This is a genomic window from Bullifex sp. (genome assembly GCF_034103065.1).
Taxonomy (GTDB): Bacteria; Spirochaetota; Spirochaetia; order Sphaerochaetales; family Sphaerochaetaceae; genus Bullifex.
Genome location: NZ_JAXEGN010000084.1, coordinates 1 through 7,983, shown reverse-complemented (window position 1 = coordinate 7,983; position 7,983 = coordinate 1). Strand labels below are relative to the sequence as shown.

Here is a 7,983-nt window from a genome sequence, read left to right as displayed (position 1 = left end):
TTAAGTGAGGTGTCCCGTAGTGTAGATCACATTGATTTAGTATCACTTAGACCAATCGATTTTGAGACAATAAAAAAGAGTGTGTTAAAGACAGGAAAGGTAATATTAGTTGAGGATCCAACTTTCTTTGGTTCTGTTATGGCTAGTGTTGCGGCCGCTATTAGTTGTGATGAAGAGTGCTTTAATGCTTTGAAGGCTCCGGTAAAATGTGTATATGGGGAGGATACTCCAATTCCATTTTCACGAGAACTTGAGCGCGTAGTAGTTCCTCAGTCCTATGAGCTTGTAGATATTATTTCATACTTTTAAGCATCCTTAAGAATTCTATATATTGGATACTTTTAATTTTTGTTAATTCCAATTAATATGGATGTACTTGTTTTGTTAATTAAATGGAGAACATTTTTATGGATATCGATGTAAAGAATCTGCATCCACTTGAAGTCAGACTTCTTAGAGCTGTGAAAATGGGGGAAGATATTACCTCTGATCGCATCATCAAAGAGCTTGATTACAAAGTAGGACAGTGCAACCAGGCATTCAGCTGGCTCTCAGCTAAAGGTCTTATTAGCGAGAAGAGTAGAGAAAAGTATGCCTATTATGAACTCACAGAAACAGGAAAAAGTCAGGCAGAAACAGGACTTCCTGTTGAAAAGATTTTTGCTTTCTTAAAAGAAAATGGTGCTCATACCCTTCCTGAGATTGCTAGTGCACTCTCTCTTGAGCAAAGTGATGTTGGTTCCTCATTTGGTCAACTTTCAGGTGCAAAATGTGCTGCATTAAACTCTGAGAGAAAGGCAGAACTTATTTCTACTTCTCTCCCAGGTGATGTTGTTATTGCAAGAGAATTAATCAATAAGGCTTTAAAGGAGCCTTTGATGGAAGCTTCTCTTTCTAAAGAAGAGAAAAATGCAATTAAAGGTCTTGCTAAAAAAAGAGGTGCAGCTGCTTCAACATTTAAGTATGTTGAAAAAGAAGATGTAACTTATACTCTTACTGAAAATGGTAATGAAGTTAAAGAGGCTTTATTAAAGGCAAATATTACTGGTGAAGAGTTTGGTCTATTAACACCTCAAATGATTCAAAGTGGTTCATGGAAAAATGGTACCTTCCGTCCATATGGCTTAAATGCACCAGTTAGTAGAATTATTCCTGGCCGTACAAATGCTTATGGTGACTACTTGATGTGGGTTAAGGATAAGCTTGTTTCTTTAGGCTTTGAAGAATTCGATGGACCACTTGTAGAAAATGAATTCTGGAATGGTGATGCATTATTCATGCCACAGTTCCACTCTGCACGTGATATCCACGATGTTTATTACATTAAGGATCCTGTTCATTGTAAGGAAATTGAAGAGCCATGGCTCAGTAGAGTTGCAAAGACTCATGAAGATGGTGGTGATACAGGTTCAAGAGGTTGGGGCTATACCTTTGACCATGAATTTACTCGCCGTCAAGTTATGAGAAGCCAGGGTACAGTTCTTTCTGCTCATCAGCTTCCTAAAGCAAAGGTTCCAGGAAAGTACTTTGGTGTTGCTCGTTGTTTTAGATATGACCAAGTAGATGCAACTCATGGTGCTGACTTCTACCAGACAGAGGGTATTGTAGTTGGAAAGGATGTAAATCTTAGAAATCTTCTCGGATTATTAAAGATGTTTGCAGAAGAAGTTGCTGGTGCAGAAGAAGTAAAGTATGTTCCAGGTTACTTCCCATTCACAGAGCCAAGTATTGAGGTACACATTAAGCACCCTAAGCTAGGTTGGTTTGAGCTTGGTGGAAGTGGAATTTTCCGTCCTGAAGTTACAAGAGCTATGGGCCTTGATGTTCCTGTTCTTGCATGGGGTCTTGGAATCGATAGAATGGCACTCATGCATCTTGGTCTAAATGACCTTAGAGAGCTCTTTACTCCAGATATAGAGAGCGTAAGAATGAGGAGAGGAAACTAATGCCAAAGATTGAAACACATGAAAATCTTTTCTACTCACTTTGTGGAAAGAGATATACAGATGATGAACTTGTAGAGATCTTCCCTGTTGCTAAGGCTGAGCTCGATGGTAGAGAAGGTGATAAGCTAAAGATTGAACTTAATGATACTAACCGCCCAGACCTTTGGTCTGCAGCTGGTGTTGCTAGAGCATTAAAAACATATGAAAGTGGCAAAAAATATGAGTATAACTTCTTCTCTACTAAAGATGAGCAAAAAGATAGTGGTAACAGATTAATTATCGATGATGCCTCTGCTTTAGGTATTCGTGATTACTCAATTGCATTTGCTGCAAAGGGATGTAAAGTTACTGAAGAGCTTTTATTAACTTTAATTCAGAGCCAAGAAAAGCTTTGCTCTAACTTTGGTAGAAAGAGAAAGACAATTGCACTCGGAATTTATAGAAGTGATTTAATCACATACCCAGTACATTATTGCGGTGCAGATCCTGATAAGACAAAGTTTGTTCCACTTGGAATGGATGAAGAATTATCACTTAGAGAGATTTGTGAAAAACACCCAAAGGGTAAGGATTATGGTTATATCGTAAGTGATAAACCTCTCTTCCCATATCTTTATGATGACAAGGGTGAAACTCTTTCATTTCCACCTGTTATTAACAGTGCAAGAATTGGTGCTGTTGAGGTTGGTGATGAGGATTTATTTATCGAGCTCTCAGGTCCTATTCTTGATGATTTATTATTAACTGCATCAATTTTATCTTGTGATATGGCAGATATGGGTTTTGAGATTCTTCCTGTAAAGGTAAAGTTTGCTAAAGAAACTAAATATGGTACTGAGCTTACTGTTCCTTACTATTTCCAAGCACCTCAAAGCTGTGATATCGCATATGCAAGAAAGACTCTTGGTGAAGATTTAACAGAAGAAGAGTGTATTAGTGCACTTAGCCGCATGGGCGTTGATTCAACTATTACTGATGGAGTAATTACAGTAAAGGTACCAGAATATAGAAATGACTTCTTACATGCAGCTGATGTCGTAGAAGACATTATGATTGGTCATGGTCTATTGAACTTTGCTCCAGTTTTATCTGGTGAATTTACTAAAGGATCTCTTTCTCCTGCAGAAGAATATGCAAGAAAAGTTAAGCGCTTAATGGTTGGTCTTGGCTTCCAGGAAATGATGTATAACTACCTAGGTTCAAGAAAAGAGTATGTTGATAACATGCACATCTCAGATGAAAAGGTTGTTTTCATTGCAAACCCAATGAGTGAGAACTACGAGGTTGTTAGACCTTCTGTACTTCCATCACTTCTTGAAAGTGAGAGTGTATCAGGACATGCTCAGTATCCTCATAATATCTTTGAAATCGGTAAGGTTGTTTACAAGGATGCAAATGATAATAGTGGAACTGTAACCAAAAACCATTTAGGATTCTTATCTAGTGATAACCAGGTAGGCTTTAATGAAGCTATTTCATTTGTAAATACTCTTATGTATTTCCTTAATAAGGAATATACACTTCAGAGTGTAGAAAATGATGGTAGATTTATCCCAGGTAGAGCTGCAAAGGTTATTGTTAAGGGTGTTGAGGTTGGCTTCTTTGGAGAGGTTCATCCTCAAGTTCTTGAATCTTGGGGCTGTTCAATGCCTGCTATTATGGCAGAGTTTGATATCGACGCTTTACTCTAAGCTATGATTGAAAAGCGAAATTCAAAATATTATTTAGACGGTAGTGAGTATGAGCTTAATTCTCTACTTGCTGCTGTTTTGAAAAAAGACGATGAGAGAGGGGGACGTTTTCTCCTCTCTTCAAGCGAATGTGAAAGCTTAAATGAACTCTTTTCTTCCTTCATTAATCCTCCAAAGTTTGAAGATTTATATTTTATGAGTTCTTCAAAAGAGCTTTTTTCATATTTAGCTAGTAGCCAAGATGAAGAATTACTTAAAGTAGTCGCTATTAATTTAGGATTGAAAACAGTAGAAGAGCAAGCTGAAATGATTCATAGTGAAGGGGAAAGAAGTGTTCTTTATAGACGCTTTTGGAGCGAGATGAGTAAAGAGGTCTTAACAACTGAAGGCTTTGATGAGTATCGTTTTGGAGCTGTAAAAAGAGATCGAAATGGCTGTTATTTATACGATGATGAGAAAGCTGTTTTATATGTCGAAATCTCTCGTGATGGAGATGAGTTAAGAGACGCTCTTATTAGCTTTACTTTACTTGGAAATCCTGAAGCTATTGAAGATGAAAATGGAAATAGAGAATTTGAGTGGTGCTGCTACTTTGATGATTTACTCTCTAAAGATGATTCAACATTCTTAGGTGGTAAGCTCCGTGCAATTGATCCCTATGGCACTTCAAGTAAGACCTTTCGTCGATATGATTGTAGCTTCAAAGCAATTGATGCAGTAACTCTTGGTTTAGTAGTAAAGGAAGCAGCTAAACTTTTATTACTATATCCACCAACTATTTGATATAATTAATTATCTGCGGTAGTCGTATAATGGTTATTACTTCGGCTTCCCAAGCCGATAACACGGGTTCGATTCCCGCCTACCGCTATATAGCTCCTTAGGGGGCTTTTTTAATTCACTAATTAAAAATTATTGTTTTCTTGCCAATTAAAAAAATAAAAAAATAAGAAAAATATGTATTTTATATTGAAATTTGTATACAGAAAATTCTAATATGCTTACGAAAATTAAAGGTTGTTTTAAGGTATTATACGGCTTAATTAGATATAAATTCTTATCTAATTATAATTTAAACGTTTTAGCTAAGATTGGTTAATCAAAGCTATTTCGCTTCGAAAGATTGTATAAATTAGAAGATATGGTTCTAACGTCTCTACCCTATCACCGTAAATGATAGGACTACAATTCTTTAGCGTGTAATGGTTTTTTACCGTTTTTTTGTAGTTGCGACATTTATACAATTTTTTTGTCCTTATACTTTAAGAGGAGCAAAAAATGGTAAAAGTAGGAATCGTAATGGGTTCAACATCTGATAAGATGGTAATGGATGAAACCTGTAAACTACTATCAGAATTCGGTATTGAATATGAAGTAAGAATCTTAAGTGCTCACCGTACCCCTGATGAAGCTATTAGTTATGCAAGAGGTGCATATGATAGAGGCCTTAAGGTACTAATTGCAGGTGCTGGAGGCGCTGCTCATCTTGCAGGTGTATTAGCTGGGGTTACAACCTTACCTGTAATTGGTGTTCCAATGAGTACAAACTTAATGGGTGGTCTTGATTCCTTACTCTCTATTGTACAAATGCCAGCAGGTGTTCCAGTTGCTACTGTAGCCGTAGGAAAAGCTGGTGCAAAAAATGCTGCTGTTTTAGCTTTAACAATTTTAGGTCTAAGTGATGAAAGTTATCATCAAAAGCTAGTAGAGTACAAAGAAAGCATGAGACAAGCAGTGCTTGCTAATAACGAAGATGGGGCTGTATGAACAAAAGAATATTTGTAGAAAAGAAGCCACGTTTTCAAACAGAGGCTAATGATTTACTCACACAGTTAAAAAACAATTTAGCACTTAATGTTTTATCATGCCGAGTTATTAATACCTATGATGTCTTTAATATTAATGAGGCAGTATTAAGTAAAGCCTTAAATACAATCTTTTCAGAACCAATGGTAGATGTAATTTTAGATTCTCTTCCAACTGTATCAGGATTAACAATTGCGAAAGAATATCTACCAGGTCAATATGATCAAAGAGCTGACTCAGCTAGACAGTGTGTAGGCCTATTAAACCCTGAGACAAAATGTACTATTACTTCAGGTAAGGTATTTTTAATTGAAGGTAGCTTCACTAGTGATGAAATAAAGAAAATCAAAGCATATTTAATTAACCCAATTGAAGCTAGAGAGAAAGATTTAAGTGTTCTTTCCCTTGATTCTAATGTCAATGTAACACCTGTTGAAGATTTAAGTGGTTTTAGAGAGTTAAATGATGATGAATTAAAAAGCTTCGTAAAGAGTCATGGTCTTGCAATGTCCTTTGAGGATTTAAAGTTTGTTCAAGAATACTTTAAAAATGATGAAAATAGAGACCCAAGCGAAACTGAGTTAAGAGTTTTAGATACTTACTGGTCTGATCATTGTCGTCATACAACATTTGAAACTCGTTTAGAGAAAATTAATATTAACCATTCTCGTTATAATGAAGATATTAAAAATACTTACAATGATTATCTAAGAATGCGTGAAGTGTGTGGTCGTAGTCAAAAGCCACAAACCTTGATGGATATGGCTACAATTAATGCAAGATATTTAAATAACATTGGTAAGTATGAGGATGTTGAAAGATCTGAAGAGATTAATGCTTGTTCTGTTTTTGTGGATGTTGATGTTGACGAAAGAAAAGAAAAATGGTTGATGCAGTTTAAAAATGAAACTCATAACCATCCAACAGAAATTGAGCCATTTGGTGGTGCTTCCACCTGTATTGGAGGTGCAATTAGAGATCCTCTTTCAGGAAGAAGCTATGTTTATCAAGCTACAAGAATTGCAGGTTCTGGAAATATCCTTGAAAGCGTAGCTGATACAATTCCAGCTAAGCTACCTCAGAGAGTATTATCAAAAACTGCTACTCGTGGTAACTCTTCCTATGGTAACCAAATTGGTCTTCCAACCACTTTTGCTCGAGAGATCTATCATCCTAACTATGTTGCTAAGCACCTAGAGCTTGGTGCTGTTGTAGGTGCTGTTAAGGCTGAGGATGTAAGGAGAGAGACTCTTTTACCAGGGGACGTTATTATCTTATTAGGTGGCGATACCGGAAGAGATGGAATTGGTGGTGCGACAGGATCAAGTAAGGAGCACAATGATTCATCACTTACAACATGTGCTGCTGAAGTTCAAAAGGGTAATGCTCCTGAAGAGAGAAAAATCCAACGTTTATTTAGAAATGGTGAAGTAACACGACTTATAAAGAAGTGTAATGACTTTGGTGCAGGTGGTGTTTCGGTTGCTATTGGAGAACTTGCAGATGGTCTAATTATCGATCTTGATGCAGTACAGCTTAAATATGCGGGTCTTAATCCTACTGAAATTGCAATCTCGGAATCACAAGAGCGTATGGCCGTTGGTCTTGATGCAAAAGATGCTGATATATTTATTTCTCTTGCAAAAAAAGAAAATCTAAAAGCTTATATTGTTGCAAAAGTAAGTGATGATAACCGTCTAGTAATGACTTATCATGGAAAGAAGGTTGTTGATTTATCACGTGACTTTATTAATACCTCGGGCGTTAGACAAAGTGTAGAAGTTGAAATAACAGATAAGGGTAGTAATGGTTATTATGATCATAAAGAGGTAACTAAAGAAAATATCCTTTCAATGCTAAGTTCCCTTAACTGTGCTTGCCAAAAGGGTATTTCTGAGATGTTTGATGCATCAATTGGTTCAACAACGGTATTAATGCCATACTCAGGTAAATACCAGTTAACACCTGTTCAAATCTCAGTACAGAAGTTCCCTGTATTAAATGGTAAAACCAATACCTGTTCAATCCTAGCCTTTGGTTTTGACCCTTATACACTTGAAGATTCAGACTATAAAGGAGCAATGGCATCTGTATTAAGTTCTATCTCAAAGACAATTGCCTATGGTGGTAAGCTTGATAACATCCATTTTTCTTTCCAAGAGTACTTTAAGCGTCTTCATAAAGATCCAAAACGCTGGGGAAGTGTTGTTGAAGCCTTACTCGGTGCAATGAAGGTTTCATCATTCTTTGAAAAAGGAGCAATTGGAGGTAAGGACTCTATGTCAGGTTCCTTCAATGATATTGATGTTCCTAATACATTAGTAAGCTTTGCATGCTCAAGTTGCGATGCTAGAAACATTATATCTCCAGATATGAAGAGTAAAGGAAATAAGCTTGGTTTATATCTTCCTTCTTTAGATAAAAATGGTTTATTTGATTTATCTTCATTTAAAACAATTTATAAATCTTTAGAAGCTGAAATTGAGAAAAAGAATGTAGTTTCTTCATATGTTGTTGAAAATGGTGGTGTAATAGAAGCC

At 36.3% G+C, this 7,983-nt stretch carries 6 protein-coding genes, 1 tRNA gene and 1 riboswitch; all 7 genes read left to right on the top strand.

The features are described from left to right. Positions 1-309: transketolase C-terminal domain-containing protein (locus tag SOY52_RS03575; RefSeq protein ID WP_320847613.1), on the top strand; the 309-nt coding region annotated here is incomplete at its 5' end. A gap of 98 nt (positions 310-407) precedes the next feature. Then, a complete protein-coding gene (locus SOY52_RS03570; protein ID WP_320847612.1) occupies positions 408-1,946 on the top strand; it encodes a phenylalanine--tRNA ligase subunit alpha in 1,539 nt (512 codons plus the stop codon). Then, positions 1,946-3,637: a phenylalanine--tRNA ligase subunit beta gene (gene pheT / locus SOY52_RS03565; RefSeq protein WP_320847611.1), complete on the top strand. Its 1,692-nt coding sequence runs from the start codon at positions 1,946-1,948 to the stop codon at positions 3,635-3,637. Before SOY52_RS03570 ends, pheT begins: the two co-directional genes overlap by 1 nt. Before the next feature lie 3 nt (positions 3,638-3,640). Beyond that, complete coding sequence (locus SOY52_RS03560) at positions 3,641-4,420, top strand: hypothetical protein (protein ID WP_320847610.1); 780 nt, start codon at positions 3,641-3,643, stop codon at positions 4,418-4,420. 15 nt (positions 4,421-4,435) lie between these two features. Then, a tRNA-Gly gene (locus SOY52_RS03555) sits at positions 4,436-4,507 on the top strand. Between the two features lie 233 nt (positions 4,508-4,740). Next, positions 4,741-4,842, top strand: a riboswitch (purine riboswitch). Between the two features lie 73 nt (positions 4,843-4,915). Then, positions 4,916-5,404: a 5-(carboxyamino)imidazole ribonucleotide mutase gene (gene purE / locus SOY52_RS03550; RefSeq protein ID WP_320847609.1), complete on the top strand. Its 489-nt coding sequence runs from the start codon at positions 4,916-4,918 to the stop codon at positions 5,402-5,404. Then, positions 5,401-7,983 (top strand): phosphoribosylformylglycinamidine synthase (locus tag SOY52_RS03545; protein WP_320847608.1); only part of this gene is annotated, 2,583 nt, incomplete at its 3' end. The genes purE and SOY52_RS03545, both read left to right, overlap by 4 nt.

Bases quoted from the DNA above. Each gene is read 5' to 3' on its own strand.
- purE (WP_320847609.1), top strand. From the start codon at position 4,916: ATGGTAAAAGTAGGAATCGTAATGGGTTCAACATCTGATAAGATGGTA.
- pheT (WP_320847611.1), top strand. From the start codon at position 1,946: ATGCCAAAGATTGAAACACATGAAAATCTTTTCTACTCACTTTGTGGA.
- SOY52_RS03560 (WP_320847610.1), top strand. From the start codon at position 3,641: ATGATTGAAAAGCGAAATTCAAAATATTATTTAGACGGTAGTGAGTAT.
- SOY52_RS03570 (WP_320847612.1), top strand. From the start codon at position 408: ATGGATATCGATGTAAAGAATCTGCATCCACTTGAAGTCAGACTTCTT.